Origin of the sequence: Paenibacillus farraposensis, from assembly GCF_020736845.1 — a bacterium.
Classification (GTDB): Bacteria; Bacillota; Bacilli; order Paenibacillales; family Paenibacillaceae; genus Paenibacillus; species Paenibacillus farraposensis.
Genome location: NZ_JAFFQR010000112.1, coordinates 919566 through 944262, shown reverse-complemented (window position 1 = coordinate 944262; position 24697 = coordinate 919566). Strand labels below are relative to the sequence as shown.

Here is a 24697-nt window from a genome sequence, read left to right as displayed (position 1 = left end):
TCTCCACTTTTAGTAAACTTATTCATAACGCCCTAAACTGATGATATGACAAGGAGGGATAAATTATGATAAGAGACGACATTTTGCGCCAAAGGCTGGAGAAAGCCCGGCAAAAGCTGTATGCTTTACAGGCAAAACATGGTTTTAGTCATGCCAGTGTGCTTAGACAGTCTGTAATTCTGGATAACCTCATCAATCAATATAATCGCCATTTTTATATAAAAGAAAAAAAACCAACCGCATAAATATAATCGGCTTATCAGCACCACTAAATGAAACCGTAGCCCTTGGCTTCAATGTTGACGTATTCTTATTTCCTATGACTGAAAAAAGTGCAGGAGATGATCCGATGTATTTCCATACAAAAAGGCTCATGGAGTGTGTGCTTCCATGAGCCTTTGTACTGGCCTGTTCCGCCGATTATTGTACGGTTATTTTACGGTTGCAATGACACATTGATAATGTTTCAACATATACTTTCCGTTATCCTGTACTTCAGCGATGATATGAATCGTATTTTCCATGCGTAGGCGAAATGCCAGAAGTTCGATTGGTCATTGATGATTCTGATGTCAGGCCAATTTTTGCAATGTACTTGGATAGGTCCATCTCATTGGAATAGAGAAGGAAGCGAATCACCGAGTCATATCATCGACTTCTCCATTGGTGGTATTCTTTTTATGCATGATTTAAGGTATAAAAAAACCTAAATACATATATGCTTCAATGAAAATGGAGCATACATATATCTAGGTTTCGTCTGCATGATCAGTAACTATGCTTTGAGTAAGCCGGATTCCTTGACATCCGAGAAGAATTTCTGGAACTCAGGAATATTCAGCTGCTGCTGTGCATCAGACAAAGCGACTGCTGGGTTCGGATGGACTTCCACCATGATACCGTCAGCACCAGCAGCCAGCGCGGCTTTGGCACAAGGGGCCAGGATGTCCTTGCGCCCTGTGGAGTGCGTCACGTCTACCAGCACAGGCAGATGGCTTTCCCGTTTCAAGATCGGTACAGCAGAAATGTCCAGCGTGTTGCGAGTCCATTTTTCATACGTACGGATCCCGCGCTCAATCAGCATGACTTGTGTGTTGCCGCGAGAAACGATATATTCCGCTGCATGAAGGAATTCTTCCATCGTTGCAGAGAGTCCGCGCTTGAGCAGAACCGGAGTTCTGGTTTCACCCGCAGCCTTGAGCAGCTCAAAGTTATGCATGTTGCGCGCACCGATTTGGATGATGTCGATGTATTGGACCGCTTCCTCCAAATGTCTTGGATCAACGATTTCACTGATGGTCGCCAGCCCGAACTCGTCGCCTACGCGTTTGAGGATTTGCAGACCTTCAACGCCCAGCCCCTGGAAATCGTACGGAGACGTACGCGGTTTGAATGCACCCCCGCGAAGAATCGGTACACCAGCCTCTTTGAGAGCGGCCCCCACTTCACGAGTTTGCTGATAGCTCTCCACCGAGCAGGGACCCGCCACCATGATGGAGGCTTTGCCGCCAACCAACGTGTCTTTGACTTTAATGACCGTGCTATCCGGTTGATTTTTACGGCTGACGATCAAATGCTTCTTGTGTTCTTCTTTTTGATAGTTCAGCGAAGCCTTGAAAATATTTTTGAACAGCTGGCGAATCGTCGCATCGTCAAAAGGCCCACGGTTAGCAGCGATCAGTTTATCCAGCATTTGCTGCTCACGTACCGGATCAAAGTCAGGTACCCCTTGTGCTTCCTTCAATTTTCCGAGCCGTCCTGCCAGCTCAGCGCGTTGGGACAGCAGCTCCAGTAATTGCAAGTTTGTAGCATCGAGCTGTTCCCGCAGCAGCTCCAAAGAATTTTCATTGGTTGACATACAGTACACCCTTTCCCCATTTTAATTTTTCTGTAAGTTCTAGACTTTTTCCAGGAATACACAAAAAGGCATTCGCCGCAAGGGACGAATGCCGTGGTACCACCCTAATTACAGAAGCTACATTCGAGTCGTCAACGTCAATCCAGCAGACGGCCGCAGCTTCTGAGCTTGATGCCCATAACGGGGGCTTCCGGAAACCTCTAATACGTACAAAGAAATGAATCCTTGTGTCGGTTCAAGGCTCGACTCGGGAGTGAATTTCAACGCGGGATTACGGTACACTCTCAGCAACTCGTACCTTTCTGTGGGAATCCGGTTAGACGTTTACTTATCTCCGTCTATGTCTTTGTTCATGGTATTCAAAAGATTTGTCCTTATTTTAAACAAAGTAGGTGCAGAAGGCAAGCCCTGTTTATCCAGTTCAGCTTTTGCCCTGTTCTTATCGGTCCCGATCTTTGGGTACAGGGTTGGCCGATGCAACTCCTAGCGGGTAGTTTTCAGTAGAGTTCTGCGTAGAATCATCCGTAGTGATCTGGCCCGCAGACCTGCGGTCGTCCTCTTTCACAGGATTTAAGGCTTTGTAGCGTTTGTACGCCATATCGGCCTGAGACATCGGATCTTTATACATAGAAGATCAGTCAACTCCTTTCTGCAGCTCCTCATCCTCATCGCCATCGGTACCGTTTAGCAAATCTGTTCCATGCAGAAATTCAATGGGACCGGAAAGATCAACAGGACTGTCTGGTGTCAGTTCATCTGCATCGGGGATATTTTCCAACAGGGTATCCGGTTCTTCGATCAGATTTTCCCAGTTCGTTTCCGCATTTTGCAGGGAAGCCTCAAAGTCATGGTCATGCAGTTCAGTTGTGTGATCATCACGGCTGGCCATATTGCTCAGCTCCTTTACTTTTGTTAATTATGTCGGTCTTATCCAATAACAGAACGGCTAAACCTTGAGTTAGTGTGTCTGTCAGAGCTTTAAATCATGCGATCAGGAATATGACGATTCTTGATAAACGTTTTTTTCGTAACTGCTGTGATATGATAAAGAGGAGATGGAGGGATATGAATTGGATGAGATTTTACAAATAATGAGTAAAAAGAACATGATATCCTTCTTAGGAAGAAGGTATGTACATCATCGTGTAGAATAATATAATTTCAGAAAGCTTAAAATTGTCAAAACACATATAAATTTGTAAATTCTACTTTGTAATTTTGAGGTGCTTAACATGAGGCATGTGCCCAAAGCTGTCGCCGCCCTGTTGGCGGTCATAGTGATGCTGTTGTCGCTGGACCCCCAGGTCTATGCGGCGAAAATAACCCCTGAAAGAGAGTATAGAATACCCTCTTGGGATATGAGGTGGGGAGTGGAAGGGGAAGATGGCTCTCTAGATGAAGTAAGAAGTCCCAGCAAGGCCTGGATGCAGATTCAGGACGATTCACAGTTGCCTATGCAGCCTAGGAATATCGGCTCGGCCTGGATTCGTATTCGACTGCCATCGCTGAATGATGAAACGCCAGCGGTGCTTTTTGAAAATATATATGGCCGACATATTACGCTGTATAAGGATGGCACCAACTTTTACGAATCCTATCGCGGGTACAATTATGAAAATAATCGTGTGTTGATTCCGCTAAAACCCGAAGATAGCGGCAAGACATTATACATATGGACGGAAAGCAGCAAGCATAGACTGGGTATTAACGGAGATGTGATCACTGGTGATTATCGTGACCTGCTGGGAACTTTGGTCAGAATGGATATTTTGGACATCATACTGGGCAGTACATTTATTTTCATTGCCCTGGTACTGCTGATCTGCTCATTTTTTCTGTTTCGTCCAAGCATGGCCATGTGGCTGTCCCTCAGCGCGATTGTACTATCCATTGGTTTGATGATTGTGACGTATTCGCCGTTTTTGTACACGTTTTATCGCAACTTTGGCAAGCTGTATTTACAGCTGTTTGATGTGGGAATGTTCATTTTATTGCCCTCTTTAGCGTACTATTTTGAACAAAATATTAGCTCGGTTGTACTGATTCGCAAATTTCGAAAGCTGCTATCTGTTTATTCCCTGTTCTGCTTCACCATGATGATTGTGAATTTGGGCGTACAGGGGCGATTAAACGATGTGTATTATTTCTTCAGTGTAACCATTCTGTACGTATTGCTCATGGCTTTGCTAGTACTGCTGGTGTTTGCTTCGGTTTGCAGGGCGCTTAAGGGAGATCACGAAGCGATTATTTTATCGACAGGCTTTGCTTTTTTCGCAGTGATCTGCATTGGTGAGCTGAGCTGGTTCTTCATTCGCGAAGGACACTATAATATGTTCCTGTGGAAATGGGGCGTGTTCGGCTTTGTGATGGCACTGATTGCGATTCTGGGCAGAAGGCTGGCAGAAAAACATAAGCAGGTGGTTCGCTATTCCAGAAAACTGGAGATGTTTAATAATGAGCTTCAACGTTCGGAGAAAATGGAGATCATTAGTGATCTGGCTGCATCGGTAGCCCATGAAGTCCGCAATCCGCTTCAAGTGACCCGTGGATTTCTCCAGTTGATGAGCAAGCAGGAGGACGGCAAAAATAAAGATTATCTACATATCGCGTTGGAGGAGCTGGATCGGGCTTCTGCGATTATTACGGACTTTCTAACCTTTGCCAAGCCTGAATTTGAACACACCAAGACGCTGACCATATTGGATGAATTCAAGCATATTGAAGGAATCATTAGTCCGATGGCCAATTTGCAGGGCGGTAAAATATCGCTGGATATTCCCCAGGAAATCAAAGTGCGTGGGAATTCCTCTAAGTTCAAGCAGGCGTTCATCAATATCATTAAAAACAGCATTGAAGCACTGCGAGATCAGGGTCATATTCACATATGGGCTTATGTGGATAACGGAGAAGCTGTCATTCATATTCGGGACAATGGTGAAGGGATGGATGCTCAGACCTTATCCAGACTAGGTGAGCCTTATTTTTCGAATAAGACAAAGGGGACAGGTTTGGGAATGATGGTGACCTTTCGGATTATTGAAACGATGAATGGCAAAATATCTTTCACAAGCGCAAAAGGGGTGGGAACAGAAGCAACCATCCGCTTCCCCGTGGCCGGATAAATATCCGGCTTTTTTGCGTTCGGAGAAAACGGAAGAAAGCTTGCTGGACCCACCCGCTTGTCATCAGGAAATGTAATTCAGAAGGGCTGCAAGAACCAATTTACCACATCGAGCTAGGTTTCCGGGATGCAGCCAACACGCCAGATGGGTTGGGAGGGATAACCAAATAAAACTGATCAGATGTTTCTTCTAACGTTTTGATTTGGATATGGTCAGGGATCATGACTCCTAACACATCACGTATTGCAGATTTGGGATCTGTTATCAGTTTTTCTCTAAAACTGGCATCCTCCCAAGCTTTTTGAATGACTTGTGTTTGAAGAACTTCAGTAGCCATCAAAAATCACCCTCTCATTCAATTGGTTATAATTACCTAGTCAGTATACCACGAAAGACTTATCAAAATCTAGGATTTTTTCATATTTTTGGTGATCCAGAAATCGAGTCCGCCTCTTCTCAAATGCGAGCGCCCGCTTTCAATTTCTGCGGCTTCTTCGCCCAGCTCTTCCGCAATGGAGCGTGCGAACATATGCAGACCCGGGACGGAAGGCTCCATAGCCTCCAACTTTCGGACTGCTTGATTGGCAATGCCCGCGTAACTGGTCAACGTACCGCGTACATAAATCGCTTCTTGAACCTTCTCCGGGTTTAAACCTTCACGATAAGCGGTCTTCTGTTCCGCACTGATATGAGATAATAAGCAATTGTAGCTGTTTTCCTCCCAGTCTTCCGGCCAATCGGCCCAATCATCCGACATTTGGAGCACAAGCAGCGCCGTATCGGTCATCTCTGTAATAGCCTGAATCAGATCAGCACGGCCACCGAGCAGCAAAGCGCCTGTTCCGGCCATTTTTAACGGGCTTGCTTTCAGGGCAATCCGATGCCGGTCTCCTTGAAAATAGTTCTCTGTTCCCTCGGATACTACACTAACGGCCCACTCATTGACATACGTTTGGGCATGTGACCAAAAAGGAGAGGAAGCGGGAAAAAGGTTCTGATAAATGCGCAGACATTCGGTATAGAATAGCTGGCTTAAGGCAAGTTGCGTTGCGCTGTTGTCTGCTGGCGTATCCATCACATCGTCCTGAATGAAATAATGAGCCATGACAAACACGTTCCCAAGTGATAGCTTTCGGCAAATTTCTGGGGTCAGACCAGTGATTTCCTGCAGCCAAAAGGGAAGCAAGTAGCATATGTAGTTGCGGGTGCTGTCTTCCCGTAATGGATTAAAATGGGCCAGATAGTCCAGTCCCAGATGCTGAAACGGAGCAGGAAACGCCGCTATCCGCTCCTCCGCTTGACGAAATACGTCCTCTAATTCATCTTTGTATGCAAAATACCATTTCATCGCTATCACCTGCATCTCTTATGGATATATTCTATAGCGATTCCTAGTTGCTACCCGTCATTGTATAATGGATTGCAATTTTCGAGGTCTTGTTATTTTTACTCAAACGCCGCACATTCTTTTATTCAATTTGTTGCTAGAAGCAATACGCTTAGTCCAATTACACTTAGAAATGCGATAGCATACCATGCTAGCGGCCACTCAACAGCTAGCACTATGTCGGGGATACCGACAAAAATCCCGGCAGGGAAGACCCCGCCGGGATTTTGTTTGAAAAAACGATCAGAAACCAAATCAAAAACTCAAAAGGAACATTTACCGCTTCGGGATTCTAGTTGATCTCCAAATAATCAATGTAAGCGTCCCATGTCCCGTTATCGGCTGTTACAACGAGCTCAATCTCTTGATTTCCGGTTCCGTGGCTAACATTTTTTAAAGTATAGACCACAGGCGAGCTCCCGCCGAAATAGAAGGTTCCCTTTGTCACTCCGCCGATTTTCAAGTCGACTCTGGCCATGTTGGAGTTGTTCGAGGCACCACGGATTGAAAAATTATGGGTGCCGCTGGAGAAATTCTGCGTATATTTCACCAAATCATTATTGGCGTATAAAGCGACTCCGTTGAACGGCGAACTGATATTTCCGGTGTACTGACCGCCTTTGGTCATATTCTCGGCTTCCATTTTCGTCCCTGTGCTTGGCGTTTCACCGCTTCCGCCGTCAGGCGCGACCGCCCGGCCGGTGCTTGGCGAGATCATGCCAGAGCAAAGGCCCCGGCTCTTGAGGTTCTGCGCGATCTGCGGGATTGCTTGGAGCGTAGTCTGATACTGGTCGTGCATCAGAATCACGTCTCCGTTCTGCAGCCTGCCCGCGGCGGATACGATCTGGGCGGTGGTGGCGCCGTTCCAGTCCTGGGAGTCAACGTTCCACAGCACTTCGGTAAGACCGTTTTGCTTCTCGATGGATTTCAAGGTCGTGTTGGTCTCGCCGTACGGCGGACGGAACAACTTCGGTGCCGTGCCGGTAGTGGACTGCAGCGTTTGTTGCGTGCGTGTTATTTCCGATGCCATTTGTGAGGTGCTCAGCTGAGTCAGGTGGGGATGCGACCATGAATGGTTGCCAATCCACATGCCTGCTGCCTGCTGGTCGCGTACGAGTGACGGGGAATTCTGCGCATTTTGTCCTATGTTGAAGAGCGTCGCACGCAAGCCGTTTTGCTTTAGCGTGTTAAGCAGCGTTGTGGTGTTGTAGGGATTCGGACCATCGTCGAAGGTTAATGCTACATAGCCGTTCGAACAATCAGCCGCAAGCACCTTGTCGTCGGAAATCCCCAGTGAGCCCATAAACAAAGACACGATAAGCGACCCGATCGCCGCCCATTTTACTGCTTTAGCATTTAACATGTTACTTCCTCCTAGCAATTTTAAATGGCTAGTATGGCTCTTCAAGTCACTCCGAATCGCTTCAACTCTCTCCTAGTGTTCGGGGTTTTAGTTGATCTCTAAATAATCAATGTAAGCATCCCATGTCCCGTTATCGGCTGTTACAACGAGCTCAATCTCTTGATTTCCGGTTCCATGGCTGACATTGTTTAAAGTATAGACCGCAGGCGAGCTCCCGCCGAAATAGAAGGTTCCCTTTGTCACTCCGCCGATTTTCAAGTCGACTCTGGCCATGTTGGAGTTGTTCGAAGCACCACGGAGTGAAAAACTATGGGTGCCGCTGGAGAAATTCTGTGTATATTTCACCGAATCATTGTTGGCGTATAAAGCGACTCCGTTGAACGGCGAACTGATATTTCCGGTGTACTGACCGCCTTTGGTCATACTCTCGGCTTCCACTTTCGTACCAGTGCTTGGAGGGGGAGTAGTCCCGCCGCCGGAGCTGCCGCCGATCGTGATTGTATTACTAGTCACAGTCGCACTCCCACTGCTTTGATATCCCTCTACCGTAAGCGAAGTTTCATACATCTTACCCATTGTCATTCCTAAGCTCTCCCACTTTTTGAAGTGTTCGCTAACAGATATGGTTCCGCTCGTGCGCTTTGATGTCCGGACACTCCAATACTGTTTAAAAGTTGTATTATTGCCTTTAATGGAAGGTTGGTTGACTCGAATGGTCTCATATATGTCATATGTCCCCCCGTCAACGGTAATGGTGCCCTTTGGCGTTGCTCCGGGCGGACGCCAGCTGCCCCAGCTATCGACGATGTAATATTCTACGAGCGGGTCAACCGTCCACCCATAGACACATAAGTATGAATTGCCATTAGGCTGGTAGTTGGCACTGTAGTTTACGGATATGTTTCCAATTTGCTGGTGTGTCTGGGTCTCGTTGAATTTCTTGCCTTTACGGAATAACGCATTATTGATGTTACTCCACTGGGCACTGAACGTACCACCACTATTAAGAGTCATACTTGTGTTCCCGGAATCCTTCCACAATTCATAGTAGTAGCCGTCGTGGGTGCCAGTTTCATTTGAGGTGATCGGTGTTGCCGCCTGTGCGGTTACTGCTGGTAATGTAAGTGAGAAACAAATCAGAATTGATAAAAATAACCTTATCCCTTTCCGTTTCATTTGATATTCCTCCTTTTTGATTCATTTGCATTTAGTCTGACTATGATGCTGTGCAGCTCGTAGAAAGCTCAATACATCATTTCCTCCCATAAATTGAATTGTAATCGATTACGAACAATATTTTATCATAGTTTCCTTAATATTTAACCTCGAAAAAATTAAGGTATACTGTAGAAAGTTTAGTTATTAATTCCTGCTCACTCTCTAGATCAAGGAGCCAGAGTAGATTGAAGGATGGATGTAATCGTTGGATAGAAATTTTCATGAGATCTTTTTTTACCATTTAATGGTTGTCCTGCAGGCATGAAAACGAATAAAAATAGCGGAAAGAGAAAATATTAGATGGAAAAGAATGAAGGAAGGGTCTGCGACATGAAAAAACAATGGAAATTGATCGCTGCTACTCTGTACGGAGGAGTGATGATGTACGGTAGTGCGGGGGCTGCAGAAGCTTTTGTTATAGAACCGAGTGATCTGTTGTCAGCTCTTACTCCCAATGGCTCCATTCAAGGAGAAGTACGTCAACAGAATACGGAGCGGCAGGATTGCCACCGACAAGGACATGTTCATAAGTATGATCATGGCAGACAGCCTGACGGCTGGAATCATCATTTGAACGAAAAGGTAGCCAAGCTGCTCGGCATCACTCCTAACCAGCTGGAGAATGAGCTGGGACAAGGAAAATCGTTGGCCGATATTGCTAAAAGCAAAGGCATCAAAGAAGACCAGCTCATTGATAAGCTGAAAAATGAAATGACCATAGATTTGAAACGGCTCGTGAACCGTAAAGGTCCAATTACATTTGAACGTAAGACTGGCGCTCCACATGAAGCTCAATTGAAGCGTTAGTCCGTAGTTATTTGATTGAAGTAGCAAATTCATGGCAAGAACCAAAAAACGTATTTAGTCGAGTAAACTAATACGTTTCAGGCTGTCGAGACTTTCTCGTCAGCCTGAGAAGCGTTTGAGTTAATCAAAACGATCTCTAAAAATTTATTTTAGTTGGTACACTAAATAGATACTTAGCAGCGAAATAAAGCACGATAAGTATAATAACTATTATGACAACAATTTTTAATAATTTTTTCATGATTTTGAAAATGACGATCCCTTAGTACCGTCTGTATAACCCCAAACCGTATGGGTTGCTGTTCCAAAAGTTAAACCCAATTTCTGATATACAAAGTTCCAAGTAAAAAATGCTGTTTGATAAGTTCTAGTTTTATCAGTATTAATATGCATTTTATCTTCTTTTACAGTAATGTTAACCGAAGAGAATCAGTTGAAAAAAGAGCCAACCCCCAAATTGGGGATCGGCTCTCTCTGCTCATTTGATATTAGGCTAAATCCGGCAGGTTGTTGTGTACAACATCTCTGGACCATTCGCCTTGCTGTCTATAACCAATTGGGAATCGTACAATTCAGCGCCGAACAGATAGTAACCACTTACTCTCAATTTTGCTGTTTTACCTGTAGCAAATGAGCTGTTATTGGTTTGTGTCCACGATAATCCAGCCTGAAACCCTGTCAGATACGATGTTACATTGGATACTCCTGTCATGTACCCTTTACCATTTTTGTCAAATCCGCTTGTGTAGTGATAATCAACATTTTTCCAAGAGAAAGCCGCGCCTACAAGAAATGAATACCAAGATTCGTGGCCATTTGTAAAAGTTGCTGCGAGGCCAAAGGGGGGGGTTAGTCTCTTTGCTGTCTTTTTCAATGATGGTTGTCCCACCGTTAGAAGCTTTTTCGGCTTCTTCAAATGCTTTCAGGAAGGCTTCAAATTCTTCAGGACTTTTAAAGTGTAATCGTTCGTTATCTTTTAGGCTTGTACTAACTTAGGACTGGTTGACAGGCTCAAACCCATATTTTGCTGCAATATCGTCTAGCTGTTTTTGCAATTCAACCGTGTTAAAGTCTGCTATCCCTTCATTAATTGTCTCTGCTGCTGATGCAGGAAGGACAAGGACAAAGGTTAACAGCACCGACAATAACAAGGTGAATATTTTCTTGCTCATTTAAAAAATAACTCCTCTTATGGTATTATTTATACAAAATCGAATTACAGGTTAGTGTAAAACGATTTGCATACGAAGGGATGTGAAATCATGAAGATCTGGAAAGTTTGGTTGGTATGTTTTTTGGTACCTCTAATTTTGTAGTCATTGGTGGAAGTGGTAATTCGTTTGGGTTTCCATTTCCTTTTGTTCTGTACAAAGATGGGCATTATGAAGCTTTGCCTGCTGCGTATGAGGTTCTTAGGTGGGAAAACATGAAACGGAGTAGCTTTCAGATAAACATGTACCTATTGAATGTAATTATTGTCTATTTCGCTTTTGTTGGAACACGAAAATTGTTTTTAAGATATAAAAGTTAACACGCAATGAGTGGATTGTTCCGTCTGGACCGTGTTTTTTAAAGTATGTATGTTTCTGCATGAGTGTTGGAGACGAAATATAGAGAAAAAACATAGTTTGTATAAAAAACTAACAATATCAATATATTGCTGAATACCCAAGTGTGTAAATGGGTATTTAGGTCAGTTTGTTGATTGGAATTTTATCCCTGTTGTTTATATATCTATTTTGAACGCTCTGGACTGACCCTGTTAGTCAGACAGGGATCAGAACATTAAATAACCAGTCGCTTGGAATCAAACTCTTGTTATGCAAAACTGTAATTTTTCCTACATTACGTTTATTATTATTCTATAAAATGACTTATTTTGAGATATAATACATGTTTATGTCATAAAATGTTAATAAATTCTCTTTACATAAATTCTATTGCATTTGATGCCTATGCTAATGGGTTGAATTTAAAAGCAGAATAAGGAGGCCAAGAAGATGAAGAAAAGAACATTAATTGGTGTTCTCACAGTCCCATTGATTGTGGGGGCTGTTTCAGGTTATTTTTATCTAAACACAGATAGGGTTGTCAGCGCTCAAAGCGAAGTGAATGCAGCAGCTGACAAAGCCACTAGCAAGCAAGTTGAATATATAAAAATATCAGTTTCGTCCAGCACTTATTCCGATAGCTCCTATTCAATACGTATACGTGATCGGAAAAATCTGAATGAAGTTACGGAAGATTATGTGGGTGGCGTTTTGCGCTACAGAATTATTGTTTCTGAAGAGGGAAGACGCGTCACTTCTATTGGCAGGGACCATGTCACTGGTAAACTTGTTGGCAACACATGGACATTACCCCCAAATTTAGCCCGCGAAAATAAACGAATTTTAAACATCTCTTTGTTGGAAGAACAAAAACGAGAACTGAAGAATCAAAATTGGGTGAAGTCCATACAACCACAATCTAATCCATCTTTCCAAAATGTGATGGCGGAAGACAATATAAAAAAAGAAACAGTAACTATTGACACTAAAACGGGGCTTCCGGTAAAAAGAGAAATCTTTGTAAAAGATAAAGAGGGGAATTGGTTAGAGGACTCTAGTAGAGTGGAAGAATTACTGCTCCTATTAAAGAAGATAGATTATTAAAAGGATAGAACGGATCAAGACTCATATAAGTGGCCAAAACAAGCAGCCCCACCTCAACGGAGGCGGGGCTGCTTGAAGTGTTATGCCAATATGAAAGGGAGCATGCCTTATCTCAGGCATGTGGTATGGAGCCTCCCTTTTCCATTAGCCAAGCTCCTGCGTGCCTTTGGAAGCGCGCTTAGAGGATGGCAGCTGGAAGCGAAGCGGGCGCCAGTTCAACCGCTGCCGGACTTTGGAACCGACAATCCAGCTGCCTCCCGGCAGATGGGCAAACAGCCAGCTGATGCCGAGAGAAGCACTTGCCACGACGACAAACGTAATGAGGGTGGCCGTAAAATGATGATCGCCCAGTGAAAGCGGACGTGTAAAATAGGATATGAAGGACAGCACGAGCGCATGCACCAAATATCCCCCGAAGGAATAACGACCGATCCAGTTCAGCATGCGGCGAAACGGCTCTGAACGCTTGTCTTTTTGCAAATGGAGCAGCAGTCCGTACAATAAAAGCAGCTGCGAGACAATCAGCACAAAGGTGCTTGGCTTGAGATAGGTGGAAATATTCAGATTGATCGTATCGCCTGACTGAATCAGCATCGTGTGTCCCATGAGCATGAACAGGCCAATAAAGACAAATACATTCCAGGGCAATGTCTGTTGGGCCAGTCCCCGCCAGGTGTCTGTCATATAAGCGCACACGGCGCCCAGCATCAAATAGAAAAAATACATAACAAAGTTATAAGTGCGGTAATCTAACAGAGCCTCCCAAAAGGCTGGCAGCCGAGTGCTCCATGTAATCATGTCATAGTAGGACCAATGTAACAGCAGTGCGTATGCCGCAGCGGCGATCAGCATAACAGCCAAAACAAGCTGCTTGCGTCTTTTCAGGCTATAGCGACGTAAAAACGTTTGAACCTGTCCGGCTGCTTTTGCGAATAAAGGAAACAAAATATAAAACTGAAAAATCATGACCACAAACCATAAATGATACCCGCTGACAGGTATAATCATTTCCTTGAACATGCCCTGGTAAAAAGAAATCTGTCCCCACTGCGCAGTAGACCAGTTCTGGGTACATATCCAATAAACGATCGTCCAGCAGAGAAATGGAACATAAATATCTCGAAACCGTCTGCCAATATAACGGGGATAGCCAATCGGTTTGTTGCCATGATAAAACAGCAGCGCCGACGACAGGAAAACGAACGCCGGTGTGCCAAAGCGCGTCAAATGGTACAGCATTGCGAGCATAACGGAATCCGGCTGCTGAATATCGCTGCGATATATATATTCGCCTATGCAATGCTGAAGCACAACAGCGAGGTAGGCAAGCCCCCGCAGTTCTGTCCACTCCGCGATACGCGGCTTGCTCATCCGTATCACTCCTTTTCCCAAAGATTCGCATAGGGTCCTTTAACACAATTGAAGGTATTGTAACGCAGGAACATTAGTGCAGGATTAACGTTACCTGAAAGTTGGCAGAACGGAAGTAGTTCCAATTTGATATGATTGCGTTTACAATTTAAATGGAATTACGTAAATTTACAGCTTGGGGATATGCAGGGGAAGAGGTGGGAACATGAAAAAAACGCTGCTGGTCTATATGCTGCTGATTGCGGCTTTTGCACTTTATGTATTCAAATATGAACAAACCGGGCCGTTAAATGGCACTTGGGAGGAGAAAGGGCTGAGAGGCAGTATCGGGGAAACCTATATCATGATTACGTTTCAGTCAGGCCTGGAATATTGGAAAAGCACACTCAAGGGCTTTGAGGATGCCGGGGATGCTTTGGGTGTGACTGTAGAGTATCGAGGAGCTACCCGTTACGATGCACAGGAGCAGACGACGGTTATTGAGCAGGCGATTGCCCGGAATCCGGCAGGGATTGCAATTTCCGCGATTGATCCTCACTCCCTGGTCCCGGCGATTAATAAGGCAGTGGATGCGGGCATCCCTGTGGTGCTGTTTGATTCAGAGGCACCGGGGAGCCGTGCGTATTCTTTTTTGGGAACGGATAATTACAAGGCGGGTAAGATCGCTGCGGATAAAATGGCTGAACTGCTGGGACGAGAAGGTGAAGTTGCTGTGCTGACTCTGCCTGGCCAGCAAAATCATGAGGAACGCACACGCGGCTTTCGCGATACCATTGAGCGGCAGTATCCTGCCATGAAGGTGGTGGAGGTGGCAGACGGACACGCAGACACATTGGTATCCCGGAATGAGTCGATCCGGCTATTGAAGGCTCATCCGAAGCTGGCGGGGATTTTTGCGACCGATGCAACAGGAGGAACAGGTGTGGGTGAAGCGGTATTGAGCCAAAAAAGCAGCCATCCGCCGAAAATCATTGCTTTTGATACAAATAAGGCGACACTTGATTTGATCCGTGGGGGCACGATCTCGGCAACGATTGCGCAGGGGACATGGAGCATGGGCTACTGGTCGCTGCAATATTTGTTCCATCTGCATCATCATTTGACGATTCCGGCACCTTCCCCCTCCGATGACAACGCGCCGCTGCCTGTGCGGGTGGATACAGGTATTTCTGTGGTTACCCGGAAGAATGTAGATGATTATTATGCAAAATGACGATCGGCAACAAAACTGGGGTCCTGAAATATGGAAGCGCATCCATGCAGGAGCGGGCAAATGGATGCCGCGTTTGCGCTTGCGCAATATGCCTTTACGGTACCAGCTAATGCTGCTGTTCCTGCTGTTTGCCATCGTGCCTTCGCTGGGATTAGGCCTGCTTGTCAACTGGACAGTGGAACGGATTGTTGAGCGGCAGGTCGAAGACCATACAATGCAGTTGATTGGCAAAGTGAACGAGGCGCTGGATACCAAAATGGAAAATCTGCAGAACATGACCTATCTGGTCGGTTTTAACCCGGATATCGGGGACTTTTTGCAAGGCCGGACGCTGGCCGATGATCATGCAGGTCGAGTGAGTCATGGAGATACAATAACGCCGATCAACCGGAAGGAGCGAACACAGAATCCGGCGTTCTTTCCTGGTCAAGCGGCAGGCTCTGTACAGGCACAGGATAAGCTGTATGGCATGAAGCAATTTTTGCAGGGTTTTACTACTTTATATCCCGAAATTGCCGGGATTCTAATCGTCAACGAACACGGCGACTATATCAGCAACGAAATGTATGCGAGAAGCACGCGCAGCCTGACCGAAGAAGATTGGTACCGGCAGGCGGCACAGCATGCCGGTATTTTTACTGTGCTGGGACAGCCGCACCATCGTAATGTGACCACGCATGTCCGGTATAAGGAGAGTGAGATTGTATCTGTCGTCCGTTCAGTCACAGATTCCGGGACTGGACGTGTGCTGGGCGTGATTATGATTGATCTCAAGCTGCGGGCTGTGTCGCAGGCGGCCCGGGACGTGACTCTGGGCAAAACCGGGTATTTGATGGTGACAGATGCTGAGGGACGCAGCGTATATATGCCGGATACGCCGCTGATTGAGCGTATTCCTCCTGAATGGTTCGGGACAGGTGACAGCGGAATGTTCACCCATTCATCAGGAGGAAGGGATTTGCTGTTCATGTTCCGTGCTTCCGAATTTACGGGCTGGAGAACGGTGGGGGTATTCCCGGCAGGGGAATCGACACTGGAGGTGCGGCAAATCCAGTTTTACGTCGTCTGTTTTGTATTCATTGTATGTCTGTTTGGATTGACGGCATCCTTGCGTTTGTCGCATTCCATTGCGCAGCCGATCTTCCGGCTGATGTCCTATATGCGGAAGGCAGAGACCGGGGATCTTACGGTTCGCGAGTGGAGTGATCGCGGTGATGAAATCGGACTGCTGGGTCGAAGCTTTAACCGGATGCTGGAGCAAATTCGCCATCTCATGTCGCTTAGTGAGCTCAGGGAGCGGCAAAAACGGGATGCCGAGCTGCGCAGTCTACAGGAGCACATTAAGCCGCATTTTCTATACAATACGCTGGATACGATACATTGGATGGCTCGAAAAAATGGGGCAGACGACGTGTCCGATATGATCGGGGCCATGTCAAGACTGTTCCGCATTGGGCTGAGCAAGGGAGATGACTTTATTCCGCTTCATTCCGAGATTGAGCATATTTCAAGCTATATGCAAATTCAGCAAACCCGATATCGGGACAGACTTCGCTGGGAATTAGCCGTATCTGAGGAACTGGGGAACCTGTTCGTGTTGAAGCTAATCCTTCAGCCTATAGTGGAAAATGCCATTTATCACGGCATCAAAGCCAGACGCGGCCCAGGCACGATTCGGGTAGAAGCGAACATCCGCGGTGACAAGCTGCTGCTGACGGTCCGTGATAATGGCGCAGGGATGACGGCAGAAAGGCTGCGGGAGCTTCGACATTTGCTGGAAATGCCGCTGGAAGCGATGGAAGAACAGCAGAAGCAAAGCAGAGCAAGTGCAAATGGCAGAAGCTACGGCATGCTGAATGTACAGGCGCGTATTCAGTTATCCTTTGGTCAGGAATATGGAATTGTGCTGGAGAGTGTAGAAGGAGCAGGCACCAACGTTACGATCATTCATCCGTTGCTGCGGGATGCAGGACAACTAAGAAAGCCTCAGGAAAAAGGAGAGGATCAGGATGGAAAAATCAATGACTAGAGGGACGGCCAAACGTTATCAAGTGCTGATCGCAGACGATGAGCCGATCATCCGTGAAGGAATACGGGATTGTGTAAACTGGACGGCACTCGGCATGGAGGTTGCGGGTGAGGCGGAGGACGGTGAAGAAGCGTTGGAGCTGGCAGTGCGGCTTGGCATCGACATATTGCTGGTCGATATGAACATGCCGTTCATGAACGGGATAGAGCTGATCCGGCGGCTGCGGGAGGAACGTCCGGAATGCCGGTGCCTGATCATTTCCGGGCATGATGAATTCACTTATGCGCAGGAGGCAGTGCGGCTTGGCGTAGAGGATTATATTTTGAAGCCGGTAGATGCGGAGCAGCTGCATACGGCACTGTCGCGGCTCGGTCATCGGCTGGATGAAGAGCGCAAGCGTGCCGCCTATGTGGAACAAGCCGCTGAGCAGATCCAGCGCAATATTCCGCTGCTGCGCCAGCGCTTTTGTCTGGAATGGCTGGAAGGACAGCACACAGGAAAAGACGTCATGGAGCAGCTGGCGTTTTTGCATCTTCCATCCCGGGCGCCCGTTCAAATCGGCGTGGTGCGCTGGCCTGCAGTAGAGACACGACAAGCGATTATGCGCGAAAATGACCGCCAGCTGTTTCTTTTTGCCGCCGAAAATATCATTGCCGAGCTGCTGGAGGACCGGCCGCATGTACTGTTTCGCGATGCGAATGGACTGATCGGCATGTGCCTGTGGGAGGAGGCGCCGGAGACGATTGGCGCTTCGATCGAGCAGGTGATTGGAAGCTATTTGAATATAGCGGTTCATACGCATGTGGAGCGAAACGCCGGAGGTCTGGAAGGCGCGATCGATGCGTTCCGGGTGTGCCGTGACAGCGTGTACGGCGAATCGCAGCTGTCTCCACTGGTACGGCGGGCGCGCCAGCTCATTCAGGAAGGCTATGCTGATCGGGGGCTGACGCTGGAGACCCTGGCATCGCGGCTGCAAGTATCCGCTGTGTATCTCAGCCGCGTGCTCAAAAAGGAGCTTAACGATAGCTTCGTAACCCTTGTCACACGTGCCCGTATCCGCAAGGCGGTTCAATTGCTGGACTCCACGACGCTGTCCATTCTCGATATTGCAGAACGTACCGGATACGACAGCCAGCACTATTTTAGCACCGCTTTTAAAAAGACCATGGGTGTCTCTCCGGCACAGTACCGCAAGGGTGGTAGAAACGGAATCAACACGTTGGAGCAGGAGTGACATGAAAATGTGTGTGTAATCACACCTCGTAATTAAGGGGTCTGTTACGCTGAGGATAATGAACAAATACCTTTCAATAATTTGGAGGAAAACAATATGTTTTGTTATCAGTGTGAACAGACGCCAAGTGGCGGGTGCAAAGTAGTCGGAGTGTGCGGCAAGAATGAAACAGTAGCAAGCCTGCAGGATACAATGATTTTTGCCTTAAAAGGGATTGCCGCCTATGCGACCCACGCCAGACAGCTGGGCTATACCGATCCCGAGGTGGATCGTATTACGCACGAAGCGTTATATATGACCTTAACCAATTCTAACTTTAATGTACAAGAGCATCTGGAAATGGCGATGAAGGTCGGTAATGCGGCCGTACGGATTATGGATGTGCTGGATCGGGCGCATACGGATCGTTTTGGTATTCCACAGCCGATTACAGTCAGCCAGAATAAAATTGAAGGTCAATGTATTGTCGTGACCGGACATAATTTGTATGCGCTAGAGGAATTGCTGCGGCAGACCGAAGGAAAAGGCATTAATATCTATACCCACTCGGAAATGCTCCCAGCCCACGGTTATCCGGCATTGAAGAAATATGCGCATCTCAAAGGCAATATCGGCAAGGCCTGGTACGATCAGCGCAGACTGTTCGAGGAGTTCCCGGGCGCAATTCTTGCCACGACGAACTGTGTCATGCCGATTAAAGGCACGTATGCAGACCGCTTCTTCTCTTATGAAGTAGCCGGGCTGGAGGGTGTTGCCAAAATTGTGAATGACGATTTCTCTCCACTGATTGAGCGCGCGTTGGCATTGCCAGCTGCAAATGTAGAGTCTGAACAGGTGCTGACGACAGGATACCATCATGAGACGGTTATCGGTCTGGCTCCTGAAATTATTCAGGCGGTTAAAGACGGACATATTCGCCGTTTCTTCGTCATTGCAGGCTGTGATGCACCGGGCAAAGGCGGCAATTATTATCGCGAGCTGGCCACATCCTTGCCGAATGATACGGTCATCCTGACCACATCCTGCGGTAAATTCCGCTTCAATGATGTGGATTACGGCACAGTTGGAGATACCGGCATTCCGCGCTATATTGATCTGGGACAATGCAACAATTCCGGTTCTACGGTAAAAATCGCTTTGGCACTAGCCGATGCTTTCGGCTGCACCGTGAATGAGCTGCCAGTCAGCATCGTGCTGTCCTGGTTCGAGCAAAAGGCAGTAGCGATTCTGCTCGGCTTGTTTAGTCTCGGGATTCAGGATATCCGCATTGGACCGAAGCCGCCGGAGTTTATTTCTTCTGGTGTACTGGATGTGCTTGTGGAGATGTTTGGCTTAAAGCTGATTACTACAGCAGAGGAAGATATGAAAGCAATGCTGTCGTTGTCGTAAGGGAATGAGAGGGGAACTGCAGAGCGCAGTTCCTTTTTTAATGTGATGTACTATTTTAACATTATCGTTCATCGAATCTTATAAATATGTCCATCAGATTTTAATGCCAGTTCAGTATCTTTGGCTTCGCGCGTTCTTAGCAGAGTCAGAATATTTTTGATACTTAAATCTTCTTCGGTAAGCTCATCATTTTCCTTCACATATGTAAGTAATTGATAAACGCTCACGTTCGAATTGAATCCTGCTTTTTCGGCTAAAGCTTCCTGTGAAAGCCCTTTGGATTTCCGAATATCGCGAATACGTGTTCCAACTAATTCCAGAAGTTCAGACATAATTACACCTCTCTTTAGTAAGGATTTTACAAAATTCGATTCCGGTCGCTCCAAAGTGCAATATATAGACGAACTAAACCATTTCGATCTAAATATTGTTTATTGGAAGTCGCTTATTGGATTTTTGCAAAATCTCTAGTTAGAAGAGCTACCTTGCTCACACCATTTGTGAATTTATATTCAGGAGATGATTTCTGTGCAAAATTAAAGCGTATAGAATTGCATAATGGATTTTCAAAAGATTGCCCGGTATCAAATGAAGCTTGCCCAGCTTATGCGCGACCATAAGCAGTTTTATAACTGCCTCATTCTTTGTGACCGAGCGTTGTTTTCGATGGCAAAGGCCATTTATGTTCATCGAAATCAAATCATTCCTTCATCTTTTAGCCTGTCCATGAACGATCTGCTCAGGTTAATCCACACAGATGCTGAGCCGAGTCTGGATAAGGTACTGTTTATAGGTACAGTGCATTACCTTGTTTCCGGAGAGGACGATGCCTCCAAAGAGCCGATGAAGCTGGAGGAAGTAGACATGTTGCTTTATAAAACCGACCATATTTTAAAGCGTTTATCACAGCGAATTGTAGCTGATCCATCGAAGCGGTATCCATCTATTTTTAAAGAAAAATCGTTTAATCGAATCATTGTTGATTAGACCTGCATCAGGCAATAAAAAAACACCGGTTAGGGAGCCAACCTATCGCCGGTGTTTTTCTTGTCTTATTTGTTTTCTTCTGTTTTCTGCTGCCAAGCAAAGTCCTCAAGCCAGCAAAAATGTCTTCTCAACCATTCCTTTATCTCCTTTCGGAGAGAGTTGAAACCTTATCTAATTGACAGTGTTGAGAAATATGCTTCTCAATGAATTGATCAACGGTAATCGATTTTCCGAAATGATGAAGTACGTGTTCGAGGACATGCTTTCTTTGTTCTTGTGTAAAAGCGGATGTCGCGTCTTCGACAACCGTATTTCATAACCAAGGTCGTGCCCGTGTCTGAGAGTCGATTCTACGCATACGTGAAACGCATAACCTGCGATGTATATTTTTTTGATCTCCTGATTTCGAAGGAAGCTATCCAAATTTGATCCCGCAAACCCGCTGGCTCCGGTTCTTCCCGATACAACAAACTCCCCGGGTTCAGGTGTGAACGCTTCTCCGAACTGGCTTCCTTGCAGCCTCCAGTAATCTTATGGAGCTTTCAACTGAATCAGCAAATTGTTGATGATCTTCGATGAAATGATGAATTTTTCCGTCTTTTGAGAGCCATTCATTCTGGTATTCAATTAAAACAAGAGCTTCTTTTTCACTGGTCGATACGTGGAGAGGTTCTTGTAGAATGGACAATGGACATTTTGAGATTCCTCCTAATATTAGTGTATGAAATACGATACTATAGGCTGGATGGTTTGACAAAATACGATAAACAAAAGGCCACAATCAAGAGAAGAGCGAACGATTCCAAAGTAAGGACATAGCTTTCTGTTTTTTGCAGATTCAAGGCGGTAATGGGGCCAAGCGTCGCTCCTATGAACAAAATAAACGTGTATAAAGTGACCGCTGCGCCGCGCGCTTCCCCCGCTAAACTTCCAATCAACGAGACCATCGTAGGCACTGTGATAGAAATTCCCGAAACAAACACAATGCTCATGCCAATTAGAACGGGAAGGCTGGAACTAATTCCAACCGCCGCAAGACCTGCTGCGCTGAGTATAAGTCCTGCCTGCAGTACCGGTTTCAATCCGTACCTCGCTACTAGCCGCCCGGCAAATGGTGATAAGATCATACCCAAAATACCCGCGGCCCGTACCGTTAAAATTTGATTGGTAGTTAGTGCGAACGGAGCCTGGGGCAGGTAGTTTCCGAGCGTTGTGTACATGCCGACAAACGAAAGCAGCAGTGTCACGGTAATTACATAACAAAAGAATAACGGCTTCCGGAATAGCATAGCCACCATTTGCCTGAATGGGGTCAGCATACTTGTATTTGTTCCGCGGGCCTGCCCTTTTGGAAGGAAGCTATGGAGCAGAATAGCCGATAAGCAATACAGGGCTCCAAGGAGATAAAACACATAAGGCCAGCCCAGATTTTGACTAATAAGACTGCTGAAAATTTGTCCAGTAATCCCTGCCATCAAAAAACCGGTGCTGACAAAGCCGACTGTCGTTACTCTTCTTTCCAGCGGGAACATTTCTACAACATAGGCAAGCGCTGAGGGGCCAAAAGTCGCTGCGGCTAAGCCTTGTACAGCGCGGAGTGCGATGAGCCCGGACAAGCTGGTCATGAGGCCAAGCAGCGGTGTAATGAATAGCATTGCAACTAAACCGGCAAGCATCAGCTGCTTTCGGCCGTATTGATCAGATAAAGGGCCGAAAAATAGAAAGCCTACAGCATAAGAGAATGAAAAAGCGCTGCTTGTCCATGCCGCTATCTCCGGTGTGACTTTAAATGTGCTTGCAAAAACGGATACCATTGGCAGGGTGATATATAGACTTGACACTACTACTAGGGCGCACCATAGGAGTATAGCCGTCATCAATGGATAATTTTTGGGGGAAGACCGTTTGACCTTCCCAACGAATTCCGTCATCCTATAACCTCCTTATTTCTTCTGAACCCTTCTTAACGTTGATTTATTGGTGTAATATCATCTCCTCAAGCAGTTAATCTAGGTAAATTACACGCCTTGATTGTAACATTTCTACAATTAATGTCAATAATATATTTTTCGTTGTAAATATAATTCGATTGCAGTAAAATATTTTCAATAACATTGAAGTAGAAGGTGAACATATGAGCCCTAACGAACCGTTGGATAATGCGTTATTGGATTTTGATTTGTTGAGTAAATTAGTTGTTGGTATTGGAGAAGTCTCGGACATTACAGGCGTACCGCAGAGGCAAATTCGCTACTGGGAAGAGAAAGGGATTATTCAATCGTTTAAAGAAGGCGAAGGGACAACCAGAAAGTACGACTATCTCAGCATAAAAAAAATCCTTTTAGTAAAGGAGCTTTTGGATGACGGCTTTACATTGGACGCGGCTGCGAAGAAAGTAGAGGAGCGGATGAAGATGATCAATGAGGTGTTTAAAAAGCTTGCGGGTCGACCGGAACCTGCTGATGAGTAGCTGCCACTTCAGGTTCTGATGATGCCAAATTATACACCATTGATCAAAACATCCGGCGCAACGAGCTGAAGTTACATGCCGAGCAGGCTTTTTTAGGGTCTATCCTTTAATGAAGGGTAGCCCCTTTTTTTTATGACTTATTGGAGAGCCGGAGGATGGCTCAACCTTCGATGACTTGCCGTTTCCGACAGCGCGGAGAACCGTATCACAAATCATTGAGCTAACACAATTGACCGTATACCTTTTCAGGGTTATTTTATTTCCTCCACACAAAGGTTAAATTTTTATAAAAAAAGTTCAAAACCAGCAAAGACCTTCCCTGGCCCGGGATGATACCATGTGGTTGCAAATAAGAAAAGAGAGGTGTCCATCACCGCTCTATTGTAAGCGCTATCTAACCTGTGTTCTAACCAGCACTACCAGAGGAGTTTGCAAAATCCTTCAAAATGACCCGCATCACATGAGGAAAGGGGAGCTTTATATGAAAAAAGGAGCTGTCGCCATATGGCTTCTGGTTGTAGCCTTGATGCTTTCGGCCTGTAATTTGGCGGAGAGTGGAACGGGCAGCAAGGAAAAAGGCTATGTGGGTATTTCCATGCCGACCAAATCGTCCGAACGTTGGGTAGGAGACGGGGAAAATATGGTCCGGCTGTTTCAAGAGCAAGGCTATAAAACGGATTTACAGTATGCCGAGGACGTGGTAGAAAACCAAATCTCCCAAATTGAGAACATGATCACCAAAGGTGTAAATGTCATGGTTATCGCTTCGGTGGATGGCAACACGCTGACAGACGTCATCAAGAAGGCGCATGACCGGGGGATTCAGGTCATTTCCTATGACCGTTTGATTCGGAATACGCCGTATCTGAAGTATTATGCGACCTTCGACAATTTTAAGGTGGGCGTGCTGCAGGCGGAATATATTGAGAAGAAACTGGGACTCAAGGAAGGCAAAGGCCCTTTCAATATAGAGCTGTTCGGCGGATCACCGGATGACAATAACGCATATTTCTTTTTTAATGGTGCGATGTCTGTCCTGAAGCCATATATCGATTCCGGCAAACTGGTCGTACGCAGCAAGCAAATGACGATGGCACAAATCGCTACGCTGCGCTGGGACGGAGCCTTGGCCCAAGCGCGGATGGATAATCTGCTGAGTGCCTATTATTCGGGAGCCAATCTGGACGCGGTGTTATCTCCTTATGACGGGATTAGCATTGGTATTATTTCATCCCTCAAAGGGGTGGGCTACGGATCAACGAACAAGCCGTTGCCGATCATTACGGGACAGGATGCAGAGCTGGCCTCGATCAAATCGATTGTCGCCGGGGAGCAGACGCAAACCATATTCAAGGACACTCGTAAGCTGGCAGAGCAAACGGTTATGATGGCCAACAGTATTTTGCAAGGCAAGCAAGCACAGGTCAATGACACCAAATCCTATAACAACGGGATCAAGGTAGTTCCTGCTTATTTGCTTGATCCGATATCGGTGGATCGGACGAATGTCGAAAAGGATATTGTCGGCAGCCATTATTACACCAAGGAGCAAATTGGACTGAAATAAGCGTAGGCGATCCAAACCGAAAGGAGCG

Annotated in this window: 24 protein-coding genes and 1 other annotated feature; of the genes, 11 read left to right on the top strand and 13 right to left on the bottom strand. The window is 46.1% G+C overall.

Annotation, left to right across the window (positions count from 1 at the left end; all coding sequences use genetic code 11):
• The first annotated feature begins 65 nt into the window (after positions 1-65).
• Positions 66-245, top strand: a complete 180-nt coding sequence (locus JO375_RS23230; RefSeq protein ID WP_229526680.1) for an aspartyl-phosphate phosphatase Spo0E family protein — start codon at positions 66-68, stop codon at positions 243-245.
• A gap of 530 nt (positions 246-775) precedes the next feature.
• On the opposite strand, the gene JO375_RS23225 is transcribed toward JO375_RS23230, so the two are convergent.
• The 3 genes from JO375_RS23225 to JO375_RS23215 all read right to left on the bottom strand — a co-directional run bounded on the left by JO375_RS23225 (position 776) and on the right by JO375_RS23215 (position 2747).
• Positions 776-1858, bottom strand: coding sequence for a bifunctional 3-deoxy-7-phosphoheptulonate synthase/chorismate mutase (locus JO375_RS23225; RefSeq protein ID WP_229526679.1), 1083 nt, complete (start codon positions 1856-1858; stop codon positions 776-778).
• A 77-nt stretch (positions 1859-1935) separates the two neighbouring features.
• Positions 1936-2208, bottom strand: a binding site (T-box leader).
• Positions 2209-2297: 89 nt separating this feature from the next.
• Positions 2298-2486 (bottom strand): hypothetical protein, encoded by a 189-nt coding sequence (locus JO375_RS23220; protein ID WP_229526678.1) that lies wholly within the window; start codon positions 2484-2486, stop codon positions 2298-2300.
• Between the two features lie 6 nt (positions 2487-2492).
• Complete coding sequence (locus JO375_RS23215; RefSeq protein ID WP_229526677.1) at positions 2493-2747, bottom strand: hypothetical protein; 255 nt, start codon at positions 2745-2747, stop codon at positions 2493-2495.
• Positions 2748-3090: 343 nt separating this feature from the next.
• On the opposite strand from JO375_RS23215, the gene JO375_RS23210 reads away from it, so the two are divergent.
• Positions 3091-4980 carry a sensor histidine kinase gene (locus JO375_RS23210; protein ID WP_229526676.1) on the top strand — a complete coding sequence of 630 codons (1890 nt, stop codon included), beginning with the start codon at positions 3091-3093 and terminating at the stop codon, positions 4978-4980.
• Positions 4981-5080: 100 nt separating this feature from the next.
• Here JO375_RS23210 and JO375_RS23205 read toward each other — a convergent pair whose 3' ends face one another.
• The 4 genes from JO375_RS23205 to JO375_RS23190 all read right to left on the bottom strand — a co-directional run bounded on the left by JO375_RS23205 (position 5081) and on the right by JO375_RS23190 (position 8906).
• Positions 5081-5317: an NHLP leader peptide family RiPP precursor gene (locus JO375_RS23205; protein WP_229526675.1), complete on the bottom strand. Its 237-nt coding sequence runs from the start codon at positions 5315-5317 to the stop codon at positions 5081-5083.
• Between the two features lie 69 nt (positions 5318-5386).
• A complete protein-coding gene (locus JO375_RS23200) occupies positions 5387-6328 on the bottom strand; it encodes a hypothetical protein (RefSeq protein ID WP_229526674.1) in 942 nt (313 codons plus the stop codon).
• A 331-nt stretch (positions 6329-6659) separates the two neighbouring features.
• Entirely contained in the window at positions 6660-7730 is a 1071-nt protein-coding gene (locus JO375_RS23195) for a polysaccharide deacetylase family protein (protein WP_229526673.1), read from the bottom strand.
• Positions 7731-7817: 87 nt separating this feature from the next.
• Positions 7818-8906, bottom strand: a complete 1089-nt coding sequence (locus JO375_RS23190) for a glycoside hydrolase family 11 protein (protein ID WP_229526672.1) — start codon at positions 8904-8906, stop codon at positions 7818-7820.
• Between the two features lie 372 nt (positions 8907-9278).
• Between JO375_RS23190 and JO375_RS23185 the strand changes: the two genes are divergently transcribed.
• Positions 9279-9755, top strand: a complete 477-nt coding sequence (locus JO375_RS23185; protein ID WP_229526671.1) for a hypothetical protein — start codon at positions 9279-9281, stop codon at positions 9753-9755.
• Positions 9756-10248: 493 nt separating this feature from the next.
• Here the strand turns inward: JO375_RS23185 and JO375_RS23180 are convergent, their stop codons facing one another.
• A complete protein-coding gene (locus JO375_RS23180) occupies positions 10249-10671 on the bottom strand; it encodes a hypothetical protein (protein WP_229526670.1) in 423 nt (140 codons plus the stop codon).
• 76 nt (positions 10672-10747) lie between these two features.
• The gene (locus JO375_RS23175) at positions 10748-10927 is read right to left on the bottom strand and encodes a hypothetical protein (RefSeq protein ID WP_229526669.1); all 180 of its coding nucleotides are present in this window, start codon (positions 10925-10927) and stop codon (positions 10748-10750) included.
• An 828-nt stretch (positions 10928-11755) separates the two neighbouring features.
• Between JO375_RS23175 and JO375_RS23170 the strand changes: the two genes are divergently transcribed.
• Positions 11756-12409 (top strand): hypothetical protein, encoded by a 654-nt coding sequence (locus JO375_RS23170; protein WP_229526668.1) that lies wholly within the window; start codon positions 11756-11758, stop codon positions 12407-12409.
• A gap of 144 nt (positions 12410-12553) precedes the next feature.
• Here the strand turns inward: JO375_RS23170 and JO375_RS23165 are convergent, their stop codons facing one another.
• Positions 12554-13780 carry an acyltransferase gene (locus tag JO375_RS23165; RefSeq protein WP_229526667.1) on the bottom strand — a complete coding sequence of 409 codons (1227 nt, stop codon included), beginning with the start codon at positions 13778-13780 and terminating at the stop codon, positions 12554-12556.
• Between the two features lie 205 nt (positions 13781-13985).
• Between JO375_RS23165 and JO375_RS23160 the strand changes: the two genes are divergently transcribed.
• The 4 genes from JO375_RS23160 (at position 13986) to hcp (ending at position 19645) form a co-directional block, all read left to right on the top strand.
• A complete protein-coding gene (locus JO375_RS23160) occupies positions 13986-14993 on the top strand; it encodes a substrate-binding domain-containing protein (RefSeq protein ID WP_229526666.1) in 1008 nt (335 codons plus the stop codon).
• On the top strand, positions 14974-17022 hold the full coding sequence (locus tag JO375_RS23155) for a cache domain-containing sensor histidine kinase (protein ID WP_229526665.1): 2049 nt from the start codon (positions 14974-14976) through the stop codon (positions 17020-17022). The genes JO375_RS23160 and JO375_RS23155 overlap by 20 nt, the downstream gene beginning before the upstream one ends.
• On the top strand, positions 17003-18256 hold the full coding sequence (locus tag JO375_RS23150) for a response regulator (protein WP_229526664.1): 1254 nt from the start codon (positions 17003-17005) through the stop codon (positions 18254-18256). The genes JO375_RS23155 and JO375_RS23150 overlap by 20 nt, the downstream gene beginning before the upstream one ends.
• 96 nt (positions 18257-18352) lie before the next feature.
• Positions 18353-19645, top strand: a complete 1293-nt coding sequence (gene hcp, locus JO375_RS23145; protein WP_229526663.1) for a hydroxylamine reductase — start codon at positions 18353-18355, stop codon at positions 19643-19645.
• A 68-nt stretch (positions 19646-19713) separates the two neighbouring features.
• Here hcp and JO375_RS23140 read toward each other — a convergent pair whose 3' ends face one another.
• A complete protein-coding gene (locus JO375_RS23140; RefSeq protein ID WP_229526662.1) occupies positions 19714-19977 on the bottom strand; it encodes a helix-turn-helix domain-containing protein in 264 nt (87 codons plus the stop codon).
• A 226-nt stretch (positions 19978-20203) separates the two neighbouring features.
• Between JO375_RS23140 and JO375_RS23135 the strand changes: the two genes are divergently transcribed.
• Positions 20204-20632 carry a hypothetical protein gene (locus JO375_RS23135; RefSeq protein ID WP_229526661.1) on the top strand — a complete coding sequence of 143 codons (429 nt, stop codon included), beginning with the start codon at positions 20204-20206 and terminating at the stop codon, positions 20630-20632.
• A gap of 171 nt (positions 20633-20803) precedes the next feature.
• Here the strand turns inward: JO375_RS23135 and JO375_RS25190 are convergent, their stop codons facing one another.
• Complete coding sequence (locus tag JO375_RS25190) at positions 20804-21151, bottom strand: isochorismatase family protein (RefSeq protein ID WP_377531950.1); 348 nt, start codon at positions 21149-21151, stop codon at positions 20804-20806.
• 215 nt (positions 21152-21366) lie between these two features.
• The gene (locus JO375_RS23130; protein WP_229526660.1) at positions 21367-22563 is read right to left on the bottom strand and encodes an MFS transporter; all 1197 of its coding nucleotides are present in this window, start codon (positions 22561-22563) and stop codon (positions 21367-21369) included.
• Positions 22564-22766: 203 nt separating this feature from the next.
• Between JO375_RS23130 and JO375_RS23125 the strand changes: the two genes are divergently transcribed.
• Positions 22767-23102, top strand: a complete 336-nt coding sequence (locus JO375_RS23125; RefSeq protein WP_229526659.1) for a MerR family transcriptional regulator — start codon at positions 22767-22769, stop codon at positions 23100-23102.
• Between the two features lie 481 nt (positions 23103-23583).
• Complete coding sequence (gene chvE, locus JO375_RS23120; protein ID WP_322098773.1) at positions 23584-24669, top strand: multiple monosaccharide ABC transporter substrate-binding protein; 1086 nt, start codon at positions 23584-23586, stop codon at positions 24667-24669.
• Positions 24670-24697: the final 28 nt, after the last annotated feature.